At 41.3% G+C, this 21,308-nt stretch carries 19 protein-coding genes, 15 tRNA genes, 2 rRNA genes and 1 riboswitch (1 of these 37 only partly in view); of the genes, 7 read left to right on the top strand and 29 right to left on the bottom strand.

Annotation, left to right across the window (positions count from 1 at the left end; translation table 11 throughout):
* Window positions 1-129: 129 nt before the first annotated feature.
* Window positions 130-244, bottom strand: a riboswitch (TPP riboswitch).
* 115 nt (window positions 245-359) lie between these two features.
* The 5 genes from JNUCC41_RS12995 to JNUCC41_RS12975 all read right to left on the bottom strand — a co-directional run bounded on the left by JNUCC41_RS12995 (window position 360) and on the right by JNUCC41_RS12975 (window position 5,097).
* Window positions 360-1,148: an HAD family hydrolase gene (locus JNUCC41_RS12995; protein ID WP_192207913.1), complete on the bottom strand. Its 789-nt coding sequence runs from the start codon at window positions 1,146-1,148 to the stop codon at window positions 360-362.
* 169 nt (window positions 1,149-1,317) lie between these two features.
* Window positions 1,318-1,851 (bottom strand): histidine phosphatase family protein, encoded by a 534-nt coding sequence (locus tag JNUCC41_RS12990; RefSeq protein WP_192207912.1) that lies wholly within the window; start codon window positions 1,849-1,851, stop codon window positions 1,318-1,320.
* Window positions 1,852-2,085: 234 nt separating this feature from the next.
* Complete coding sequence (locus JNUCC41_RS12985; RefSeq protein ID WP_192207911.1) at window positions 2,086-2,538, bottom strand: hypothetical protein; 453 nt, start codon at window positions 2,536-2,538, stop codon at window positions 2,086-2,088.
* Window positions 2,539-2,869: 331 nt separating this feature from the next.
* Entirely contained in the window at window positions 2,870-4,009 is a 1,140-nt protein-coding gene (locus JNUCC41_RS12980) for a zinc-dependent alcohol dehydrogenase (protein ID WP_192207910.1), read from the bottom strand.
* 158 nt (window positions 4,010-4,167) lie between these two features.
* Window positions 4,168-5,097, bottom strand: coding sequence for a glycerophosphodiester phosphodiesterase (locus JNUCC41_RS12975; protein WP_192207909.1), 930 nt, complete (start codon window positions 5,095-5,097; stop codon window positions 4,168-4,170).
* 619 nt (window positions 5,098-5,716) lie between these two features.
* On the opposite strand from JNUCC41_RS12975, the gene JNUCC41_RS12970 reads away from it, so the two are divergent.
* The gene (locus tag JNUCC41_RS12970; protein ID WP_192207908.1) at window positions 5,717-6,943 is read left to right on the top strand and encodes an ATP-binding protein; all 1,227 of its coding nucleotides are present in this window, start codon (window positions 5,717-5,719) and stop codon (window positions 6,941-6,943) included.
* Window positions 6,944-7,004: 61 nt separating this feature from the next.
* On the opposite strand, the gene JNUCC41_RS12965 is transcribed toward JNUCC41_RS12970, so the two are convergent.
* On the bottom strand, window positions 7,005-7,838 hold the full coding sequence (locus tag JNUCC41_RS12965) for an ABC transporter permease (protein ID WP_370662513.1): 834 nt from the start codon (window positions 7,836-7,838) through the stop codon (window positions 7,005-7,007).
* 22 nt (window positions 7,839-7,860) lie between these two features.
* Window positions 7,861-8,619: an ABC transporter ATP-binding protein gene (locus JNUCC41_RS12960; RefSeq protein WP_192208151.1), complete on the bottom strand. Its 759-nt coding sequence runs from the start codon at window positions 8,617-8,619 to the stop codon at window positions 7,861-7,863.
* A gap of 389 nt (window positions 8,620-9,008) precedes the next feature.
* Here JNUCC41_RS12960 and JNUCC41_RS12955 point away from each other — a divergent pair, with 389 nt between their 5' ends.
* Window positions 9,009-9,998 (top strand): aliphatic sulfonate ABC transporter substrate-binding protein, encoded by a 990-nt coding sequence (locus JNUCC41_RS12955; RefSeq protein ID WP_192207906.1) that lies wholly within the window; start codon window positions 9,009-9,011, stop codon window positions 9,996-9,998.
* Window positions 9,999-10,028: 30 nt separating this feature from the next.
* Window positions 10,029-10,922: a TauD/TfdA dioxygenase family protein gene (locus tag JNUCC41_RS12950; RefSeq protein WP_192207905.1), complete on the top strand. Its 894-nt coding sequence runs from the start codon at window positions 10,029-10,031 to the stop codon at window positions 10,920-10,922.
* Between the two features lie 185 nt (window positions 10,923-11,107).
* Here the strand turns inward: JNUCC41_RS12950 and JNUCC41_RS12945 are convergent, their stop codons facing one another.
* From JNUCC41_RS12945 to JNUCC41_RS12930, 4 genes are all read right to left on the bottom strand, one after another.
* A complete protein-coding gene (locus JNUCC41_RS12945; protein ID WP_192207904.1) occupies window positions 11,108-11,695 on the bottom strand; it encodes a DUF6241 domain-containing protein in 588 nt (195 codons plus the stop codon).
* Between the two features lie 413 nt (window positions 11,696-12,108).
* Window positions 12,109-12,693 carry an ATP-dependent Clp endopeptidase proteolytic subunit ClpP gene (clpP, locus tag JNUCC41_RS12940; protein WP_098370859.1) on the bottom strand — a complete coding sequence of 195 codons (585 nt, stop codon included), beginning with the start codon at window positions 12,691-12,693 and terminating at the stop codon, window positions 12,109-12,111.
* 30 nt (window positions 12,694-12,723) lie between these two features.
* Entirely contained in the window at window positions 12,724-13,431 is a 708-nt protein-coding gene (locus tag JNUCC41_RS12935) for a sigma-70 family RNA polymerase sigma factor (protein WP_192207903.1), read from the bottom strand.
* A 426-nt stretch (window positions 13,432-13,857) separates the two neighbouring features.
* A complete protein-coding gene (locus JNUCC41_RS12930; protein ID WP_192207902.1) occupies window positions 13,858-14,181 on the bottom strand; it encodes a hypothetical protein in 324 nt (107 codons plus the stop codon).
* Between the two features lie 373 nt (window positions 14,182-14,554).
* Here JNUCC41_RS12930 and JNUCC41_RS12925 point away from each other — a divergent pair, with 373 nt between their 5' ends.
* Together JNUCC41_RS12925 and JNUCC41_RS12920 are read left to right on the top strand one after the other, a co-directional pair.
* Entirely contained in the window at window positions 14,555-15,067 is a 513-nt protein-coding gene (locus tag JNUCC41_RS12925; protein ID WP_192208150.1) for a tyrosine-type recombinase/integrase, read from the top strand.
* Window positions 15,058-15,252, top strand: a complete 195-nt coding sequence (locus tag JNUCC41_RS12920) for a hypothetical protein (RefSeq protein ID WP_192207901.1) — start codon at window positions 15,058-15,060, stop codon at window positions 15,250-15,252. Before JNUCC41_RS12925 ends, JNUCC41_RS12920 begins: the two co-directional genes overlap by 10 nt.
* A gap of 274 nt (window positions 15,253-15,526) precedes the next feature.
* Here the strand turns inward: JNUCC41_RS12920 and glsA are convergent, their stop codons facing one another.
* Entirely contained in the window at window positions 15,527-16,468 is a 942-nt protein-coding gene (gene glsA / locus JNUCC41_RS12915) for a glutaminase A (protein ID WP_192208149.1), read from the bottom strand.
* A 457-nt stretch (window positions 16,469-16,925) separates the two neighbouring features.
* Here glsA and JNUCC41_RS12910 point away from each other — a divergent pair, with 457 nt between their 5' ends.
* Together JNUCC41_RS12910 and JNUCC41_RS12905 are read left to right on the top strand one after the other, a co-directional pair.
* Complete coding sequence (locus JNUCC41_RS12910; RefSeq protein WP_192207900.1) at window positions 16,926-17,132, top strand: hypothetical protein; 207 nt, start codon at window positions 16,926-16,928, stop codon at window positions 17,130-17,132.
* Between the two features lie 382 nt (window positions 17,133-17,514).
* Window positions 17,515-17,805 (top strand): hypothetical protein, encoded by a 291-nt coding sequence (locus JNUCC41_RS12905; RefSeq protein WP_192207899.1) that lies wholly within the window; start codon window positions 17,515-17,517, stop codon window positions 17,803-17,805.
* Window positions 17,806-18,109: 304 nt separating this feature from the next.
* Here the strand turns inward: JNUCC41_RS12905 and JNUCC41_RS12900 are convergent.
* The 17 genes from JNUCC41_RS12900 to JNUCC41_RS12820 all read right to left on the bottom strand — a co-directional run.
* Window positions 18,110-18,190 (bottom strand) — tRNA-Leu (locus JNUCC41_RS12900).
* Between the two features lie 8 nt (window positions 18,191-18,198).
* Window positions 18,199-18,272 (bottom strand) — tRNA-Cys (locus tag JNUCC41_RS12895).
* An 8-nt stretch (window positions 18,273-18,280) separates the two neighbouring features.
* Window positions 18,281-18,355 (bottom strand) — tRNA-Gly (locus JNUCC41_RS12890).
* 3 nt (window positions 18,356-18,358) lie between these two features.
* Window positions 18,359-18,433: transfer RNA gene (locus tag JNUCC41_RS12885), tRNA-Gln, on the bottom strand.
* Window positions 18,434-18,468: 35 nt separating this feature from the next.
* Window positions 18,469-18,544: transfer RNA gene (locus JNUCC41_RS12880), tRNA-His, on the bottom strand.
* Between the two features lie 17 nt (window positions 18,545-18,561).
* Window positions 18,562-18,635, bottom strand: a tRNA-Trp gene (locus JNUCC41_RS12875).
* 10 nt (window positions 18,636-18,645) lie between these two features.
* Window positions 18,646-18,729, bottom strand: a tRNA-Tyr gene (locus JNUCC41_RS12870).
* A gap of 16 nt (window positions 18,730-18,745) precedes the next feature.
* Window positions 18,746-18,821, bottom strand: a tRNA-Thr gene (locus JNUCC41_RS12865).
* Between the two features lie 7 nt (window positions 18,822-18,828).
* Window positions 18,829-18,904: transfer RNA gene (locus JNUCC41_RS12860), tRNA-Phe, on the bottom strand.
* Between the two features lie 11 nt (window positions 18,905-18,915).
* A tRNA-Asp gene (locus tag JNUCC41_RS12855) sits at window positions 18,916-18,991 on the bottom strand.
* Between the two features lie 5 nt (window positions 18,992-18,996).
* Window positions 18,997-19,070, bottom strand: a tRNA-Met gene (locus JNUCC41_RS12850).
* A 103-nt stretch (window positions 19,071-19,173) separates the two neighbouring features.
* Window positions 19,174-19,249 (bottom strand) — tRNA-Val (locus tag JNUCC41_RS12845).
* A gap of 15 nt (window positions 19,250-19,264) precedes the next feature.
* A tRNA-Glu gene (locus JNUCC41_RS12840) sits at window positions 19,265-19,339 on the bottom strand.
* A 9-nt stretch (window positions 19,340-19,348) separates the two neighbouring features.
* Window positions 19,349-19,440: transfer RNA gene (locus JNUCC41_RS12835), tRNA-Ser, on the bottom strand.
* A 5-nt stretch (window positions 19,441-19,445) separates the two neighbouring features.
* A tRNA-Asn gene (locus tag JNUCC41_RS12830) sits at window positions 19,446-19,520 on the bottom strand.
* A 9-nt stretch (window positions 19,521-19,529) separates the two neighbouring features.
* Window positions 19,530-19,645, bottom strand: a 5S ribosomal RNA gene (rrf, locus tag JNUCC41_RS12825).
* Window positions 19,646-19,763: 118 nt separating this feature from the next.
* A 23S ribosomal RNA gene (locus JNUCC41_RS12820) occupies window positions 19,764-21,308 on the bottom strand; it runs 1,386 nt beyond the window's last position.

The raw sequence follows: 21,308 nt of genomic DNA, 5'->3' as shown, positions 1-21,308 counted from the left end.
ATTTCTCCTTTTTAAGTTCATTTAAAAAGGACAAAATCCAATCCATTTCGCACGAAAAAGCCAGATCTCATATTTAAGACCCGGCTAACGTTAGTATGACTACAGAAATGACCAATTGAAATGTCATTGTTTAGTAGATTCTAACTTCCCCACGCTGGTATGAACCAGATCAGGTCCTGAGGGTTAAGAAGCTTAAGCGCTTCTCTCTCAGCCCAACTTTTATTGGACACCCCTAGTCTGAATAATTTAATTGATTACAGGGTAACTATATATCACCCTTTTCATTCTGTAAATAATTTGAAAGACCTAATATTTTCATTACAACTCTCCAAAATCTGTTATTTGGAGAGGGCCATTAATTAATTCCCCAAGCTCTCAAGAATTGGGTAAAGCTCCTCCAAATGCTTGATTTCATAGGTTGGAATCACTTCATTCCGTTCCTTATCATGGCGATTTATCCAAACTGACTTTATGCCTACCCGTGATGCTCCAAGGATATCGGTCATTAAATTATCTCCGACCATCAATACTTCATCCTTATCAAGCTCCATGATTTCCAAAGCATGCTCAAAAATGGAGGCATCTGGTTTACCCCGTCCAAAAGCGCCTGAAATCACGATTTGGTCGAAATAAGGAACCAGTTCAGGCGTAATTTCAAGTTTGGTATTTTGCAGTTCAGGAGACCCATTCGTAAGCAATAGCAATTTGTACTTCCCTTTTAATTCATCGAGAACACGGAAGGACTCTTCATAGATAAATGGCTTTTTGCGTCTCTCGGCCGGGAATCGTTCTGCCAGTTCAAGCCCAAATTCCGGATCATCGATCCCTAATGCCTTCAAACCTCTCGTCCACGCTTCTTTCCGATAAGCCGGTGCAATCCCGGCCATCTTCCGGAATTCATCATGATCATCCTGAAAGTTTCCCCATAATCCCTCAAATGGGTTGATTCCGATCATTTGAGTGAATGCATATGTATCGTAAGAAGAATAAAGCTCACGTGCTTCCTTTCGCACAGCCTCTTCAAACTCGTCTACATTCAGGTCATATTTCTCCTTAGCCACTTCGCATGTGGCCACAAAAGTCTCTTTTACACTTTTCTGATCCCAAAGTAATGTATCATCTAAATCAAAAAAAACTGCCTTCAGCAAAATGTCCACCCCTCTTTCCCTATTATTGAATTCGCAAAAATTACACTATTACAATAATAAACCACAACCAATAAAAAAAGAATAACTATTCGGCAAATGCCTTCCTCTTTCTTAAAATAAGCAAAAATGACCTTCCCTTCCTGATGGGAAACCTAATATATTCCCTTTATCATCTTTCAAATACATAAAGCTTTCCATTACTGGCAATCTTGAACTTTGGACCTGTGAACCCCCGTCGTATCAGCTCTTTCCTCATATATACCATGAGGGCGGCATGACTCACGATCAGAACATCCCTGTCCCCTTTTGCTAAGACCTCATCCAATACTTTATTGATCCTTTGCTCAGCGATCTTAATTTCCGCCCTTGTCTGCTTGTTGATTACCGAGCAGCAGCGGATCCAGATGGCCCAAAGGATGAACGGCAGCTTAACCTTTCCTTTAAGTGGAGGGGAAGGTATTTCCCGCAGCTCCTCCATCCGATGAACCGTACCTGGATAGATATGTTCGGCTGTCTTGACAGCTCTCGACATATCACTGCAATAACATTCCTGCCATTCCTCCACACCAAATAAAGTCGTACCGTAAATGATATCCGCTGCATCATAATCCTCAAACCATTGCCTCATATCATCCGCCGTAACAGGTCTCCCAGTGGGAAATTCATGTGCCACCTTAAAATGCCGTACCAAACCAATTTTCATATATTCTCCTTTTTACCTTTTAAAATATACATTTCGTTTTCTTGTAAAAGTCCTTATCAATATATTACCCTATGTAAAACCATAAAAAAATGTATGTTGCAACCATAAAAAACCTTACTGATCTCTTCTTGACATTGTGTATGTTTAAAAACTCTTACGGATTGTGTCACTATCAGCATTTGATTATAATGGCATTGAAAAAAGAGAAAGCATTTCGCCTTCTCCAGTTTTGGTTTATTCTATGAATTGAAGTTCCGTTATCGTACATCTTTTCCTGAATTTATATTTCCCGCTCAAATCACTGAATTGATAATCATTGAGGGATTTCCCCAGTTGTTCCTTTAGCTTATCCACAGTGATTGATTCCGCAATTGTCTCTTTCCAATTTTCCTTTCCTATTAACTCTTCGAACGGAATTGTAGCCAAGACTTCATCATATATCTGGATACTTTGATCGATGCCGAAGCTGCCATAGATACTGCCATTTTCATCAGCAAAGATATGCTCCGATTCCAATTCTTCCACCAATACTTCTAGATATTCCTTTGACTTAACAGGCTTGATGGCAATCTCTGCTTCCGCCGTTACAGGTCCCAATCTCTTATCGACGATCTCTATCGTCAATTTAACGTGAACGGGCGGATACCCAAACCCTTCACAAAGTTCTGCTGCCGAATTATATACCATCTATACATCCTCCTTTTGTCATTATCATTATATAATAAAAATACTCCATCTCATTACCCAAACCCCTTATTCAAGTTCACTTGGCAATGCATCTTATTATTAAATCAACTCTTCTTTTTGAATCATATGCTCCTTCATCATCTGAAGGGTCAGTCGTCACATTTCCGGAAAAAATCAGTGTAATCCTGATTTCTTCCGTACAAAGGCATAATTATCATTCATATTTCACACCTCTTTTATACGTTTATCCATAATACACCATTAACCATTTGTGAACATATCCAAAAAGTCCAATGCAACTCCATGCATTGGACTTTTTATAAGCTTAAGATTAAGGCTTTAACACCACTTTAATGCATTCATCTTCGTGATCGTTAAAGATTTGATAAGCTTCACTCGCTTTTTCGAGAGGGACTTTATGGGATATGATTTCCGTAGGGTCGAACTTTCCATCCGTGATTTCATCAAAAAGCTTTGGCATGTAGTGAATGACAGGTGCTTGCCCCATTTTCAGGTTAATGTTCCTTTCAAATAAATTGCCTAATGGGAACATGTTATATTTGGATCCGTATACGCCAGTCAGTTGGATCGTACCGAATTTACGTACGCCGTTAAGTGCAATCTCGATCGCGCTTAACGTTCCGCCCTGAAGTTTCAGCTTTTGCTCAATCGCCTCGATCGTTGATTTCTTGCCGTCCATACCCACACAATCGATGACCACATCGGCCCCGCCTGAAGTGATTTCCTTAATGTAGCTGCCCATATCGTTATACTCGTCGAAGTTATACGCCTCAACCTTATTCATCTGTTTTGCCTTATTGAGCCTATAAGGAAGATTGTCGATTGCAATGACCCTTTTTGCGCCTTTCATCCAAGCGAACTTCTGAGCCATCAAGCCTATCGGCCCACAGCCAAGCACCGCTACCGTATCATCTTTCTTGACGCCAGCATTCTCTACACTCCAATATGCGGTTGGCAGCACATCGGACATGAACAATAGTGCTTCATCTTCAAGCTCACATGACTCTGGTATGACAAACGGCATGAAGTTTCCATATGGGACCCTTAAATATTCAGCCTGTCCGCCTAGATAGTTCCCATATCGTTCCGTAAAACCGAAGTATCCGCCTGTATCCACCGCTTCATTTGGGTTGGAATTATCACATTGGCTCTCCATATCATGTTCACAATAATAACAGTGCCCACAAGAAATGTTAAAAGGCAGGACAACCCTGTCCCCTTTTTTCACCTTCGTTACTCCCGAACCCACTTCTTCAACGATGCCCATCGGTTCATGGCCAATGACATAATCCTTATGCGTGGGCAAAGCACCCTGATATATATGGAGATCGGATCCGCAAATAGCCGTTGAAGTCACTCGGACGATGATATCATCCTTTTGCTGCAGTTTCGGATCTTCAACTTGTTTTACCTGTATCTCTTTTGCTCCTTGAAAAGTGACAGCTTTCATAATCAACCTCCTAAAATATTTTTAATACATTTGTTATACCCGTCAAAAAAGACCGCTAAGCCTAAGACCACCCAATTTCCCCACTAATCAAATGCCCTTCAATACAAAAAAAGCCCCGGAAAACCGGGACTCACATATGAAGCAATTATATAGTAACCTTATAAACTCCCATTTTCATCGTGATTATCATGCTTGTACTCTCTTAGTACCTCGCTGAATACATCAGGATAATTAGTGAACAGCCCCGTTGCACCCCATTCAAGAGCCTTTTTCATATCCGCTCTATCATTTACTGTATATGGATGGAATTGAAGGTCATGACTGCGAACCATCTTCACATATTGTCCGTCAACCTTATTGAAGTTCGGGCCAACGCCAATTGCATATTCCTTAACGGATTCCAATTCTTCATCGGAAATGGTTGCTGGGTTCTTATAAGAATAGAGTTGCACAAGCGGTAACTTTGGATTCATGTCATGAACCTTCATAAGGCTTTCTTTACTGAACGATTGTATTAATATATTCTTGGTACGGCCTTTTGAATCCACCATTTTATATTCTTCTAGAACCTGCAGAAGTTCTTCTTCCATTCCTGGATATACTTCAGGGGACTTTGTTTCGATATAGTAATTGGCCTGCTTTCCGAACTTCTTAAAGACTTCTTCAAGAGTGGGAACCTTTACCCCTTCATATACCTCCTTTGCCAATTGTGGATTTTGTTCATTGAACCATGAACCGGCATCCAGTTTCTTGATTTCTGCCAGCGTTAAATCCTTCACCAGTCCTGTACCATTCGTTGTACGATCCACCTTTTCATCATGCATGGCTATCAATCTTCCATCCTTGGTCATCTGAAGATCGATTTCTATGTAGTCACCTTTCATTTGTTCTCCCAATTGATAAGCTGGAATGGTATGTTCAGGTGCATGACCAGAAGCTCCTCGATGTGCAATATTCACGATTTTCTTCTCATAAATAGATGAATTGGAATGATTTCCATTTGCAGCAGAGACCCCCATTGAAGTAGCTTGCAATATAAAGGCCGCACTCATCATACAAAAGCCGAATTTCTTTATATTCCTTTTCATTTTCCCTCTCCCCCTCCTATTATTACCATCATTTTAAAAGGGGAATGTGAATCTACAGCTAATATAATGTAAAGAAATCATATTTTAGTAAAAATGAGTAAAATAACCTATCAAACAATTACCCACGTGCATTCATAAACCCGCTAAAAGCCTCTCTTTCTAAAAAAATCATAAATGAAAAACGTGCTAAACATGGATGCTGGTAATCCAATAAGAAAATATAAAAAGTTTCTTGGCATGTACATATTGAAATAGTAGAAAAAAACAGTCACCCAAATACCAACAACCAAATATTTCCATAATCTCATTACTTAACTCCATTCTTCGCAGTCTTTATCGATTTCTTTATCGTTCATCCCCATTAGGGCTTGTTCTTTAAGTCTTACACATCCATACTAAACCAAAAACAACCCCAATAAAACCCATATATTAGATCAGATGTGCCAATGTTGACATACTAAGTGAGCATGGATAGATATGTTCCTAACTCCTTGACCTCCCCTTCCGGTACTATATAGAAAAAATATCGATGGCAACACCTATCTTTTTCTGATTTACAAAAAACTAGTATCATATTACTATTAAACAAACAAACAGAATATTAATATTAAGGGGAATTATGTTAAAAAATTATCAATATTATCAAAACAAACACCGATTTATACTGAAAGCATTCATGGCAATGATATCCCTTTTACTATTAGTTGGGATTTCAGTATCACCTATAAGTTGGAAAGATAATCCCTACGAGATGATATTGCAGGTCATTTTAATATCGGGGATGATAATTTCTCTGTTATTTTACTTAAAAACTGAAGTCAATTTTTATAAAACCCTATTCATTTTCTTAATTACTGTTTATTTATATGGAAAATTCTTGATATTCCCAAATACCGCAATCATGTTGGCTTTATTTTCTTTAGCACCCTTGATTCCCATTTTTCTCTTTGATAAAATCGGGTTTTATATTGTCGCCACTTTAAATTTCATATTAGGTCCCGCTTCCATCTTGATCATTTCAAAAACGGATCTTCAAAACACTTATGAATATGTCGCTTTGGATAGTTTCGGCAACACGCTTAATTTTATCGCCATACAAATCATATTGGTATTCGTATTCATAGGAACCAATAATAGGGTCGAATCCACAAATGCATTTCACAAGGAAATACAGCAGGCCAAGCAACTGAACTCAATCGGACAGCTCGCTGCCACCATTGCACATGAGATACGTAATCCGATTACAGTCGTGAAAGGGTTTGCCCAGTTATTGGACCAAGAGAAGGAACTGAATGAAACGGAAAAATTTTATGTACAGACCATACTCACAGAACTCGAATATACCCAAGTGATAATCAATGATTATTTGTCTTTGGCAAAACCGCAAACGGATAATGTAGAGGTCATTCCTTTAAATTTCGAGATCCAAAAGATTTCCGATCTATTAACGAGTTTCGCCAATAATCGAAACATAGGCTTTCTCTTGGATTTCCGTGACGACCTGCACATTAACATGAGTCCCATCGAGCTTAAACAGATACTGGTCAATATCATAAAAAATGGAATTGAGTCAATGAACAATCCCGGATTCATCAAAGTGGAAACAGGGCAGGAAGGCACTATGGCAAAAATACGAATAACGGATACAGGAATGGGCCTCTCCAAAAAACAGCTTGAAATACTCGGTACCCCTTTTTATTCGCTTAAAGACAGGGGAACAGGTATCGGACTGACCGTTTGTTATTCCATCGTTCAAAAATACAAAGGGAAAATCGTGGTGCAGAGCGAATTGAACAAAGGGACATCCTTCACCATTTATTTGCCCTTACATAGAGAAATAGATTAAACAAACATTACCAAACAAGAAAAAGGATGACCTCCCAAAACCGAGCGGTCATCCTTTTCAATTAGGCTTTAAAACTATCTTGCCATTTCAGTAAATGATTTTCTAAAAAGCGGACAAACGAATCGGAGATTTTGCCAGCGACGGCAAAAATGATGATGCCTACGAATACGACGTCCGTCTGCATGAATGAACGGGCATCCTGGATCATGAAGCCCACTCCTCTATCCGCACCCAACAATTCAGCTACGACCAGGCACATCCAAGCCGCACTTAAGGCTAAACGGATACCAAGCAATATGTTTGGCAAAGCTGCCGGAATCATGAGCTTCGTTATTTGTTCCAGACGGCTAAACTCTAAGATTCTGGCAACATCGTATAGTTTTTTATCCACATTCCGAAGGCCCAAAAAAGTTTGTAAATATAGAGGAAAAAAAGCACCTAAAGCAATAAGCAGCACTTTGGATAGTTCACCAAACCCGAACCACATAATGAATAAAGGGGTAATCGCAAGTAAAGGAACCGTTCGTAACATTTGAATGCTCGGATTAAGATATTCTTCGGATTTTTTTTGCATGCCCACGATGACTCCTAGCAATAAGCCTAAAAAACCACCTAATGCAAAGCCAAGAAGAGCCCGCGTTAAACTGATTTGTAAATGCATGCCCATTTCCCCTGACCGAACGAGATCAATGAAAGTCGTGACGATCAATAAAGGAGATGAGAATAATTGAGCAGGCAGGATGCCAACCGAACCTAATGATTGCCATGCAATCAACACGACAACAGGAAGGAACGAACCCCGCAATGCTGATTTGGCAAGTTTGGATTGTTTTTTCGTTTTCCTCATGACAAGCGACTTGTTTTGAGCAACGGTCTGTGTAGACATATTTTTCATCCTTCCTTTTTTCAAAAATTAATTAAATGCTCCAATCTTCCCTTTCTTCCGGATGATGATCAAGTTGGGTTAAAATGACAGTCCTGAATTCCTGGAACGCTTTGCTTGTTCGAGTTCTTGGATATGGTAAATCGATTGGAACGATAGCTTTAATCCGTCCAGGCTTTGCCTCCATGACTACCACTTTGCTCGATAAAAAGATGGATTCATCAATATCATGGGTGACAAGCACCATCGTTGTCATATTCCTCTCCCATATTTCTAGTAAAGCCTCTTGAAGATGCGTTCGCGTGAAAGCATCCAATGCACCGAATGGCTCATCCAGCAATAAAACTTCAGGATTACGTAATAAGGCCCTGGCAATGGCAACACGCTGCGACATTCCACCGGATAATTGGCGTGGATACGCCTTTTCAAATCCTTTTAGCTTAACAAGTGAAATTAAAGCGTCCACCCTTTTTCTAATGTCCGTTTTTTTTAATGGAAGGTTACCTGCAATATTTTTCTCCACATTCAGCCATGGAAATAAGCGGTGCTCCTGAAAAATGAAACCACGTTCTTTAGAAGGGGCGCTAACCGGATGATCCCCTGCTATGATCGTGCCGTCAAAGTCTGAATCAAGTCCTGCGATCAGCTTTAATAATGTACTTTTCCCGCAGCCGCTCGGACCAATGATGGTGACGAACTCACCATTTTTTACGTGCAGATTTAAATTATCCAAAACATGGACACTTTCATTATCATTCTTAAATGTTTTGCTTACATGATTCATTTCTAACATCGCTACCAATAACCTCACCCTTTCTCAAATAAAAAGAATAGAGATCCAGCAATAAGGCACATATTGTCCCTTTGCTGAATCTCTAGTTAACTAGTCGATTCTATATTTCATTTTATATTAACTTATCGATTATTTATAATCAACACTCAATACCAATTTATTTTATCGGATTAATTAAAAAAGGAATTGACAGATTATTCTAACACCTGATAAGATGCATTCATACACAAATCCGCTTCACAAAAAACCAATTAAATATAGGTCATGTGAATCAACTGGACTACCGGAGATTCAATGGAGAGTAACCCTGCATACTCTTCGTTGAATCTCTTTTTGTCATTAATCTGACTATCCAGATGAGGTAAGTGTAATAAAAAAGGAGGGAATTCATGAAGGGATACCGTAACAAGTTAACCGCCGTATTGCTTGCCATCATTAGCATTGCTGTATTGGCAGGTTGCAATTCCGATGCCGGCAAGGCTTCCGGGAAAAGTGATCCACTTAAAGTTCATATTGCCTTAAATGGAAAGATGGGGCCATTGGTCATTGCAAAGGAAAAGGGATTGTTCGACGAAGAGTTTTCTAAACTGGATGCCCAAATCGAGTGGAGTGAATTCCCGAGTGGTCCCCCGCTTTTGGAATCCCTCGCTTCCAATCGGGTTGACCTATCTTTTTTAGGGGATGGTGCACTGATTGCCGGAATTGATAAGAATCTGCCATTTGAAGTGATTGCACAAACGGGTCGAGGTGAGTCATCTGTCCGGATCCTGGCTCAGCCAGAAGGAGACATTAAGAAGATTGAAGACTTAAAGGGAAAAACGGTCGGTGTTGCCTCCGGGACAACAGGTCATGTGTATTTAATCAAGGCATTGAAAGCACATGGTTTAACGATTGATGATATTAAACTCATCAATTTACAACCGGATGATGCTCAATCCGCTTTTGAAACCAAACAATTGGACGCCTGGGCGATATGGAACCCTTATTACCTTAATAATATTAAAAAAGGGAATGCAGTCGCACTTAAAGTAAAAGAAAAAATATTAGCTCCTGGTGCAATCATTGCACGTAACGAATTTGCAAAAGCACATCCTGAAATTGTCGAGGCCTATTTAAAGGTTTATAAAAAAGCTGCCGATTGGCAAATTGCAAATCCAGATGAAGCCTCTGAAATTTATTCTAAAGAAACTAAATTGCCTGTGAGCACAGTCAAGAAAATAATAACGGCTGAAGAACCAAATATCTACTTTACCGATGATGCCATCAAGGCACAACAAGAATCAATCGATACTTTAGCTGGTGTGGGTTATATCAAGAAATCATTTAATTTTAAAAACCAGATCCACAATGAATACATTGATGCAGCCTTTAAAAAATAAAAAAACATACCTTATAGGAGGAGATTGATTATGACGGAAACTAAAACACAACAATTAATAGTGGTACCCGTAGCAGGAAGGATTGGTGCGGAAATTCAAGGAGTCCAATTAAGCGGAGACTTGGATTTAGCTATTTTCAATGAAATCAAACAAGCGTTAAACGATCATAAAGTCGTATTCTTCAAGGGTCAAAGTCATTTGGACGATGCCAGCCAAGAGGCATTTGCCAAACTATTGGGTGAACCTTATGCGCATCCTACAGTACCGGTCAAAGACAACACTAACTATATTTTCGAACTTGATTCCGAACGGGGCGCTAAAGCAAACCATTGGCATACTGATGTCACTTTTGTTCCAGAGGTCCCCAAATACTCTGTTTTAAGAGGTGTAACCATCCCTGATGTTGGAGGCGATACAGTATGGGCAAATACGAATAAAGCATATGAGGACCTGCCTGAGGGATTGAAGAATTTAGCTGATGAACTATGGGCGATCCATACAAATGAATATGATTATGCACAATTCAAACCAGCCGAAAACATTGATGATGAGGTTAAAAAGAAATATCGTGATATATTCGAATCGACCATTTATAAAACAAGGCACCCAGTCGTTCACGTGCACGCAGAAACCGGAAAAAGACATTTATTATTAGGTGGCTTTGCCGGCAGAGTGGAAGGATATACAACAAGTGAATCTGAAAGATTATTAAGCATCTTCGATTCATACGTCACGCGCTTAGAAAATACCGTGCGTTGGCAATGGAGTGAAGGGGACGTGGTCATTTGGGATAACCTAGCCACGCAGCATTACGCTATTGCCGATTACGGGGACCAGCACCGCGTCGTTCGCAGGGTCACAGTAGGAAAAGACGTTCCCGTAAACAAGGAGAACGAGTCTAGCAAACTAATTATTAAGAAATAAAACTCATGTATAGAATGAAAGGTTCCATTGCTTGACTTCCCCATAAGCGAATGACTGAGTTGAATTGTAAACACTCAAACCTCCTGAGGAACTGGCCTTATTGCAGGAGGTTTAAGTGTTTTCTTTATTGAACAGATCTTATCAACTCGCCCTTTGATATATTCAGTACTTCCCTGCAAATGGCCTCACTTAAAATTCACTTCAATGAATTCAATCTCTTCTGCCGCACTTAATGTGCCATGGGCTTTTCCAACGGTGCCTTCTTTGTCTTCCCAAAAGAAGTTATGGTCCTGAACGATCGTGCTAAAATTAAAGTCCCGCCACCTGGCAGCAATGCCGAGTAATCTATCTCTATGCTGAAAATCACTTAAATCCACTATTTTATAAACCTCTTCTATAATCTTAGGGGACATCGGTATAGCTCCCCATTTATCTTGCGATCGAACTTTTTGATGAGTCATTTTATGCATGACGTCCATGACTTCCGTTTCGGTTGAGTCTCCATCAAGTCCTGTTTCAAATTCAATCCCATCATATATGGCTGTTTTCGCTTCAAGTTCCGCCGCTTTAGCTTTCGCTTCCCTTTGGGCTTTGATTTTCACATCCTCTCTTTCTCTTTCAATTTGTTCTTTGGTTTCCCTGGCTTCAATCTCCAGTTGTGCTTTTTCGTAATCATTGGAGTTTTCCATGATTTTAAAGGAAGCAATCCCCAACCCGAATAATGCCCCAACAAAGATTCCACTAATAAGTAAAACCTTTTGCGTTTTCTTCATAGAAACTTCCTCCAAGATATTGATAATGTTAGATAATATTTATTTTAACATATTAAATGGATGGACTATCCAGAAAAGGTAGACATCCAAAATCCTTTTCTCAGCCCTTTTCAAAAAGAATTTCAGTAGTTTCAGATATCAATAATCACCCTGGGCACCCTTCTATTTTTTCACACATATGGAATGGTGGTCATATCTCTTCTTCCTCCTAAAATAATATTGGCTATGCGGCCATTGAGATGAAGCTACATTAGTGGATCCAAAAAAGTATTGGAACGAGGTATGGGGATTTGAAAATAAATAAATGGAGTAATGTCGAAGGTAAAAAAGAAACTGCCGATATAGATATCTACAGTTTCTTTTCGTTTTCATCCAGCTTATTTTTGAGTTTACTGATGGCTTTTTTACCAGGATTAATTATCTTGAACGATTATTTCATCGATTATACCGTAATCCTTCGCCTCTATTGCGCTTAAGAAGTAATCACGATCGGTGTCCTTCGCCACCTTTTCGATAGGCTGCCCAGTCCTTTCCGAGATGATTTGATTGATATGATCCTTTAGTTTCAAAATCCTTCGGGCAGAAATTTCAATTTCCGTGGCTTGCCCCCTCGCCCCACCAAGCGGTTGATGAAGCATGATTTCACTATTTGGCAAAGCGCACCGTTTCCCTTTCGTACCCGCCAATAAAAGCATGGCACCGAATGATGCAGCCATCCCCGTACATACAGTCCGGATATCAGGCTTAATATATTGCATCGTATCATAAATGGCGAAACCGGCACTGGTCGATCCCCCCGGACTGTTTATGAAAATGGTAATTTCCTTCTCAGGTGCATCTGCTGCCAAGAATAACAATTGGGCAACCACACTATTGGCTAAATGATCGGTGATTTCTTCCCCAATCATGATGATACGGTCTTTTAGAAGTCTGGAATAAATATCATACGAGCGCTCACCCTTGCCTGATTGCTCAATTACATATGGAATTGTGGTCATATCTCTTCTTCCTCCTATCAATGATATTGGCTATGCAGCCATTGAGAGTGTGTTTGAAGGAGTGAAGCTTGATTTGGAAAGAATCGAACGATTCATCAGTTTAGGAATCATCGATTCACTGTTCAAGGATTTGAAAGATGGGATGCTTCTAATGAGGATATCAGGATTCTGGGCTTTTAAAGCCTTAGTCATCAGGGACACGAGCCGCTGTTCCTCATCACCTTGCCAATCTTCCACACAAGACAACTTACGCTCTTCAGCCTCATCGGCAAAACGCTTTTTCACACGGTTCAAGATTGCCTTTACAGCCGTTTCTGTGGTGTGCAAATATTCTGATATTTCTTTTATCCGATAGAGGAATCCTTCCTTTAACAGGAAAACAACAGCTTGTTTCGGGGTAAGTGACTTTATTATATATTCAACCGTTTCAAAGGCATTTTCCCCAACTGATCCCTGTTGTTCGGTATCCAACAGTTCGTCTAATGATTCTTTTTTCCTTTTTCGTATCGTATCAATCCAGGAATGGCGGGCTATCGTTTTCAATAAAGCCGTTGTTATCTCGGTTTTCTTACCATAGCCCTGCATTGCCTTCAATATCGTTTCTTGTGCCAAATCATCCCCATCCCAATTATTTTGGGTTAGGAATCGGCAAAACCGAAGCAATTCAGGATAGACTTCACGCAAGATCGCACCGTTATCCTTTTCTTCAGAAATATCTTCCCTTAACTTATTTATCATTTTTCTCACTCCTTCAACACCCTCTATCCTATAAACGTTTCAGAAAGTGAAAAAGATATGGGGGTGGAAAATTTTCCTTCATTCTTCATAATATTCTATTCCATTCTTTCCATTGGATTTCCTTTCATACTAAAAACCTGTTTGGTCAAGATCCAAACAGGCCATTGTCAATGTTCTATATGCAACAGATATGGCCTCCCCCCTGTGTACCCGTTCGTCACCAATCATTTCGGCGAAGCCTTATTTTCCAAAACACTTATATTCCCGTGAATTCCACTCCGTTTCCATTAAGCCACCAGCTTTTGGATGTCCCACGCTCACGAAAATGTTCGGCTATATGTCCTTACCTTTTCGCTAAACCCTGATGTCCAGAATCCTTATTGTCCTGAACTTCAAATTTACGGTTGATCCATAGGAACTCTGCTGCTATTCCAAGTGTTCCATGCATTCAACCGTATATTCGCTGGGTTCCAGAACGTCTTCTTCAATACCAAACCAACTGGAGGTGCGACTCTCATTAGCACTATCTTTACAATAGTTCACCAAAGAACCTGCAGGCTTCTCTTCTTGATCGCTCGTCTTTTCAAAATTAACGGACTGCTCGTTATGACGCCCGCCGTTGTCTGTCTTTTCCTTCTCCAAGTCTGCGAACATGAACATACAGTAAAAAACCGCAACCATTATTGCCATAGTAAACACCCTTGACATTAAAGGCTGTAACTTTTTCAATATAACTAAACCTCTCTTCATGTTGGTTACCCCAATCCTGTTAAAGCATAATAAATTCAGAATGAATTAATTCATCTATTAAATATCCATCAAAACGCCAGTTTAGAAGAATATTCCTATAGATTCATTATATCAAGTTCCAGAAGTTTTTAATGCCATTATTCTGCCTTAATACGAATAAACAACTAAAATTCTCCTAACCGTGGACAGTCCAAAAAATATCATAGACCCATCACATTGACTTCCATCCTTTTCAAATGTTACTCTTAAATTAATAAAAAAAGTATACATTCAAAACACTGATTCCATTAGCATGAAATAAGGGTGATCTCATTTGCCAAAAGAACATTTAATTGACGTTCAACCAATCAGATCATTGGAAAAATTAGATGATATGAAATGGTCACTGAAGAGACATTGCAGCGAGAGAGACTACATATTGTTTCTGTTAGGCATTAATACCGGCTTGCGTGTGTCTGATTTATTATCGCTGAAGATAAAGGACATTAAAGGTAAGATGGAGGTCATCATCAAGGAAGGCAAAACAAAAAAGCCAAGAATAATACAGCTTAATAATGTATGTAATGAATTGGCAGCTTATATAGCGACCATCGATGGTGAATGGCTATTCCCTTCACGCAAGGGCGATAAGCCAATTAGCAAGATTCAGGCTTACAGACAGCTTAATAAAGCAGCGGACATGGTGGACATCGAGGGCGTCGGTACCCATACCATGCGGAAAACGTTCGGGTACTGGCACTATAAACGAAGTAAGGACCTTGCTGAATTACAAACGATCCTTAATCATTCACATCCTGAAATTACACTAAAGTACATTGGGATTGCTGATGAAGGAACAGAGGACAGCTTAAATGATATTATGGGAGGACGGAAGAAATGTCACTGACTGAATACAATGCAAAATATGAATCCATCATTCGAAGCAATATTTCTGATAGGCAAAAGGCATTGAAATTAGCTGATTTAATGACCGATATGGAAGGCCACCTAAGAAATGACATCGGGGAACATCGAAATAAAGAGGTACATGCATTATATAAAAAAGTATCTCTCCTATCCAACTTGTTATGATCACCTTAAGACCCTTGCCGAATGTGCAGAGGTCCTTTTTTTGCCGTGAAAGTGAGTGATTTGTTCCTTTCAGGCTTTAGACTGAACCTCAATTGATAATCCTACTGTACCAATCGTATCAGATAGGCCTTTTCCTGTAAGACCATACCAAACAAACGAAAAAGCTCTTATTCCAAGCTTTATTCTCTCTCTTCTCTGACTCTCCTTAGCCAGACAGCATCCGAATGAAAAATAATTTGATTAATATCATCGCCCCACCGCTAATGGTCAAGGTTTAAAAATTAAACATACTTAAAGAATACTTTTTCGCCATCATTTCCAAGATTTTTATCCCCGCAACGCTGTTCCCCTTCTCATCCAGCGCTGCACCATAAATTCCAATTCCACATTTTCCGGGAACGGCCCCCATGATTCCCCCTGACACACCGCTTTTTGCCGGTATGCCCACATTGATGGCAAATTCACCTGATGCGTTATACATGCCGCAAGTGACCATGAATGTCTTGCAAATACGGGCAATATCCCCGGGGATGATTTGCTTTCCCGTCAACAAATCTTTCCCATTCATGGCCAGCACACAGCCTATCCTTGCCAAATCCTGACTATCCATTTCAATGGCACACTGCTTCGAGTACAATTCGATTAAGTCCTCCACATCCTCATTTATTACATTATGCTGCTTTAAAAAATAGCTTAACGACCTATTTAAGTCTGCTGTATTGTATTCTGACCGGGCTACATCTTCATTAAAACCAATCGTGGGGTTTTGAGTCAATTCCCGGATAAAATCTAAAATACGCTGAAATCGTTCATTCACACTATCACCTGCGATCATGTGGGTCACAGTCAATGCTCCTGCATTGATCATCGGATTTAACGGTTTGGATGGCTTGTTTGTCTCTAACTTGGCAATCGAATTGAAAGGGTCGCCGGTGGGTTCCTTACCTACATAGGAAAAGACATATTCCTCCCCTTTTTCCATTAATACGAGAGCAAGTGTCAAAACTTTCGATATGCTTTGCAGTGTCATTTTCCCACTTACATCCCCCGCACAATATCCTTTTCCGTCAGGATAGTAAATAGCAACAGATAAATCCCCAGGATTCGCCTTTTCAAGGGCCGGTATATAGTCCGCTACCTTTCCCATATTTGTATATTCTTTTGCCTGATCGACCAGTTGCTGTAACTCGTCATTGGACCTGCATTGACATCCCATATTGTTCACATTTTGCCGCCCCTTAGAAAATTTGTTATTTGAAGTGTTCTTAAATAGTGGTTTTTTATTTATTACCATATTTCATTGATATTATTTAGAAAAAGTACGAAGCGGAAAATAAATAGAAGTAAGGTTAAAAGAGCTAATTTCCTGGTTGATAACGGACTAGTGCTACATGTCTCAATATGAACATTCTAACAACACAATGCAGAACATGATTCTGCATTGCTTTGGTCGTGTTAAAGACAAAGGAAAACAACAACATATACAGGCAACAGTCAAGCAGTAAGACAGCTAAGCTAACGCCATGTAAAAAAGTCAGGAGCAACTTCCCTGTTCTTTAAAGAAGATTTAATTGAAAAAAGAAGGAATTAGACGTGCTCAGACGGAAATATAGACATACGAATAATATTAAGCTTTCATATGTCTTTCACACTTATGGAAAGTAGGAAAAGCCATGGGAAAATCGAAGAGTTTACAAGAAATCTATAACGCCAACCGTCCAGAAAATAATGAACTATTCCGAGCGATACAAAAGCATCTACAAATGAAGCATCCAGACAAACGAATGACAGCTACGAGAACATTGCAAATAATTGTGGCTGATAGTGTTTCATTCGGAGAGCTGCGTAATGTGGAAGCCCTCCTTCTTCACAGTCAATAAGGATCTGTTGTTTTACAAGCCTTTCGATAATTTTAAACAAAGAAAGGAAATCATCAATGAAAGAATCTCTAAAAAAATTCTAAAACATTCTTCTTAATCGTGCCACTTGTGACATTGGCTTTTTGATGCTCAACCAGACCTATTAATCTAGCTTAAATCAACATGTCACATGTAAGTTGGTTCGTTTCATAAACTCAGCAGCATTCATTCCCAATCACTTTTGCCTTTGTAATAGCCTGTTTTCGTTTTATCAATTTGGTACGGATTTACTTTCATTTGGTGAGTTAAAATGCTCATAAGATAAAGATTGACAACATTTTTATCGTGACTCATACTAGAAATGAATTAATGACAGAATATTAAGAATATTGGAGGGGTAAGTATGAATAAGATTTTCGTTCCTAACGCAATCACCACTTTAACAAATCTTTTCTACAATTCGACTACAATGAATGAGTATTTAGCGATGAGAACCGCTCAATTCTACATTGAAGACCTGAAGCTACTGCAAGACGTGGAAGCTGTTGCCCTGGCAATTGAAAATCAAAATGCTTTCGCTTTAATGTCTAAATTTAAATTATTTGATTATAAGGCTGCCGAAGAAATTGAAATCGCACTATCCTCTTCTGGCTATACGGAAGCGGAGCTAAATGCAATCAATATTGAAATCTAAATTTATTGTTTTGGAACGAATGGGAGAGTTAATGCTCTTTCCATTCGTTTTTTATTTTCATCATTAGAACAAACGTACTCTATACTATTGCTGATCAAATAATTTTTAAATATTTCTTATCACTCCCCACAATATCTGTGGCACCTAAATTCATGTATCGCCTCCATTCTTGAGTGATGAAAAATCAATGCACAATAATCCCGCACATTATTTGTACATATGTTATAGTGCGCCATAAACACAAAAAAGCTTCACACAATTAAGTGTGAAGCTTTTTGTAATAGCGATTCTTCGCTATTCGTGATACCGGTGGCCGGGGTCGAACCGGCACTCCAGAGGAACACGATTTTGAGTCGTGCGCGTCTGCCAATTCCGCCACACCGGCATGTATGTTGGAGGCGGCAACCGGAATCGAACCGGTGGTAAAGGTTTTGCAGACCTCTGCCTTACCGCTTGGCTATGCCGCCAACGTTTTTGGAGCGAAAGACGGGATTCGAACCCGCGACCCCAACCTTGGCAAGGTTGTATTCTACCACTGAACTACTTTCGCATATGGCTGGGCTAGAAGGGATCGAACCTTCGCATGACGGAATCAAAATCCGTTGCCTTACCGCTTGGCTATAGCCCATTAACGTTGTAATCATTATACCATGTTTTATTAAATGGGGCGACTGATGGGAATCGAACCCACGAATGCCTGAACCACAATCAGGTGCGTTAACCACTTCGCCACAATCGCCATTATAGGATTGAAATTGGCAGGGGTAGTAGGAATCGAACCCACACTGGAGGTTTTGGAGACCTCTGTTCTACCTTTAAACTATACCCCTGTAAGAAAGATGGTGGAGGGGGGCAGATTCGAACTGCCGAACCCGAAGGAGCGGATTTACAGTCCGCCGCGTTTAGCCACTTCGCTACCCCTCCGCATATGGATGAAACATGGTGCCGGCAAGAGGACTTGAACCCCCAACCTACTGATTACAAGTCAGTTGCTCTACCAGTTGAGCTACACCGGCACTACTATGGTGGCTCAGGACGGAATCGAACCGCCGACACAAGGATTTTCAGTCCTTTGCTCTACCGACTGAGCTACTGAGCCAAACAATAAAATGGCGGTCCCGACGGGAATCGAACCCGCGATCTCCTGCGTGACAGGCAGGCATGTTAACCGCTACACCACGGGACCATAGATTGCGGGGACAGGATTTGAACCTGCGACCTTCGGGTTATGAGCCCGACGAGCTACCGGACTGCTCCACCCCGCGACGGTATTAATGTTACTATTATGAATCAAGTTTTCGTGTTGAGCGTTTCAAGGGGATGAATGATCAATCCTTTATAGAGAAACAACCTGATCTTATTGAATAATGGTGGAGGATGACGGGATCGAACCGCCGACCCTCTGCTTGTAAGGCAGATGCTCTCCCAGCTGAGCTAATCCTCCAATATGTTGTCTAAATGGTGACCCGTACGGGATTCGAACCCGTGTTACCGCCGTGAAAGGGCGGTGTCTTAACCGCTTGACCAACGGGCCAGGTATAAATGGCGGAGAGCAAGGGATTTGAACCCTTGAGACAGGGTTACCCGTCTACACGATTTCCAATCGTGCTCCTTCGGCCACTCGGACAGCTCTCCAATAATGGCTCCGCAGGTAGGACTCGAACCTACGACCGTTCGGTTAACAGCCGAATGCTCTACCACTGAGCTACTGCGGAACAATATAAGCTTGGCGACGTCCTACTCTCACAGGGGGAAACCCCCAACTACCATCGGCGCTGAAGAGCTTAACTGCCGTGTTCGGAATGGGAACGGGTGTGACCTCTTCGCTATCGTCACCAAACAATGTTAACATTTTTTCAAGACATATATTATTATAACGTCTTTTTGAGAAAATGCAAGAAGAAATTTTCATTCCTTCAAAACTAGATAATAAGAAGGTATTTCATTTTTTTAAAGCGTTGGTTAAGTCCTCGATCTATTAGTATCAGTCAGCTCCACATGTCGCCACGCTTCCACCTCTGACCTATCAACCTGATCATCTTTCAGGGATCTTACTAGCTTACGCCATGGGAAATCTCATCTTGAGGGGGGCTTCATGCTTAGATGCTTTCAGCACTTATCCCGTCCGCACGTAGCTACCCAGCTATGCCTTTGGCAAGACAACTGGTACACCAGCGGTGCGTCCATCCCGGTCCTCTCGTACTAAGGACAGCTCCTCTCAAATTTCCTGCGCCCGCGACGGATAGGGACCGAACTGTCTCACGACGTTCTGAACCCAGCTCGCGTACCGCTTTAATGGGCGAACAGCCCAACCCTTGGGACCGACTACAGCCCCAGGATGCGATGAGCCGACATCGAGGTGCCAAACCTCCCCGTCGATGTGGACTCTTGGGGAGATAAGCCTGTTATCCCCGGGGTAGCTTTTATCCGTTGAGCGATGGCCCTTCCATGCGGAACCACCGGATCACTAAGCCCGACTTTCGTCCCTGCTCGACTTGTAGGTCTCGCAGTCAAGCTCCCTTGTGCCTTTACACTCTACGAATGATTTCCAACCATTCTGAGGGAACCTTTGGGCGCCTCCGTTACTCTTTAGGAGGCGACCGCCCCAGTCAAACTGCCCACCTGACACTGTCTCCCACCCCGATAAGGGGCGCGGGTTAGAATTTCAATACAGCCAGGGTAGTATCCCACCAACGCCTCCACCGAAGCTAGCGCTCCGGCTTCTCAGGCTCCTACCTATCCTGTACAAGCTGTACCAAAATTCAATATCAGGCTGCAGTAAAGCTCCACGGGGTCTTTCCGTCCTGTCGCGGGTAACCTGCATCTTCACAGGTACTATAATTTCACCGAGTCTCTCGTTGAGACAGTGCCCAGATCGTTACACCTTTCGTGCGGGTCGGAACTTACCCGACAAGGAATTTCGCTACCTTAGGACCGTTATAGTTACGGCCGCCGTTTACTGGGGCTTCGGTTCAAAGCTTCGCTTGCGCTAACCTCTCCCCTTAACCTTCCAGCACCGGGCAGGTGTCAGCCCCTATACTTCGCCTTGCGGCTTCGCAGAGACCTGTGTTTTTGCTAAACAGTCGCCTGGGCCTATTCACTGCGGCTTTTCTGGGCTATTCACCCTAAAAAGCACCCCTTCTCCCGAAGTTACGGGGTCATTTTGCCGAGTTCCTTAACGAGAGTTCTCTCGCACACCTTAGGATTCTCTCCTCGCCTACCTGTGTCGGTTTGCGGTACGGGCACCTTACATCTCACTAGAGGCTTTTCTTGGCAGCGTGGAATCAGGAACTTCGGTACTATATTTCCCTCGCCATCACAGCTCCGCCTTAATGGAAACGGGATTTGCCTCGTTTCCGGCCTAACTGCTTGGACGCGCATATCCAACAGCGCGCTTACCCTATCCTTCTGCGTCCCCCATCGTTCAAACGATGTATAGGTGGTACAGGAATATCAACCTGTTGTCCATCGCCTACGCCTTTCGGCCTCGGCTTAGGTCCCGA

The organism is Brevibacillus sp. JNUCC-41 (assembly GCF_014844095.1).
Taxonomy (GTDB): domain Bacteria; phylum Bacillota; class Bacilli; order Bacillales; family DSM-1321; genus Peribacillus; species Peribacillus aracenensis.
This window is presented reverse-complemented; position numbering and strand designations above follow the sequence as displayed.